Source organism: Cellulomonas chitinilytica, from assembly GCF_016862675.1.
Classification (GTDB): Bacteria; Actinomycetota; Actinomycetes; order Actinomycetales; family Cellulomonadaceae; genus Cellulomonas; species Cellulomonas chitinilytica.
Genome location: NZ_BONK01000041.1, coordinates 1 through 728, shown reverse-complemented (window position 1 = coordinate 728; position 728 = coordinate 1). Strand labels below are relative to the sequence as shown.

The following is a 728-nucleotide window of genomic DNA, read 5'->3' as shown; positions in this document are numbered from 1 at the left end:
CGGCGGGTGCGAACGCGCTGCGGGTGGTCCTGTCGGGCGGTGACCGTTGGACGAAGAACGACGCCACCGACGTCGCGAACATCATCAGCCTGTGCAAGGCGAACAAGCTCATCTGCATGCTCGAGGACCACGACACGACGGGGTACGGCGAGCAGAGCGGTGCGGTCACGCTCGACACCGCCGCGAACTACTGGGTCAGCCTGGCCTCGGTCCTCAAGGGCCAGGAGGACTACGTCCAGATCAACATCGGCAACGAGCCCTACGGCAACACGGCGTCGGTGAACGCGGGCTGGGCGTCGGACACGTCGGCGGCCATCAAGAAGATCCGCGCGGCCGGTCTGCACCACAACATCGTGGTCGACGCCCCGTCGTGGGGTCAGGACTGGGCCGGCATCATGCGCGACAACGCCGCGACCGTGGCCGCCGCGGACCCGGACGCGAACACGTTGTTCTCGGTGCACATGTACGGCGTCTACAACAACGCCTCGACGATCACGACGTACCTCGACGCGTTCAAGTCGAAGAACCTGCCGCTCGTCATCGGCGAGTTCGGCAACATGCACTCGGACGGCGACCCCGACGAGGACACGATCATGTCCGAGGCGGTCAAGCGGGGCATCGGCTACTACGGCTGGTCGTGGTCCGGGAACGGCGGCGGCGTCGAGTACCTCGACATGGTGACGAGCTTCAACCCGTCCCAGCTGACGACGTGGGGCACCCGCATCTTC

The 728-nt window shown here is 66.2% G+C and carries 1 protein-coding gene; it reads left to right on the top strand.

Features of this window, described 5'->3' with window-relative positions; genetic code table 11:
• A partial coding sequence (locus Cch01nite_RS22600; protein WP_203758773.1) for a glycoside hydrolase family 5 protein occupies positions 1 to 728 on the top strand: 728 nt, incomplete at both ends.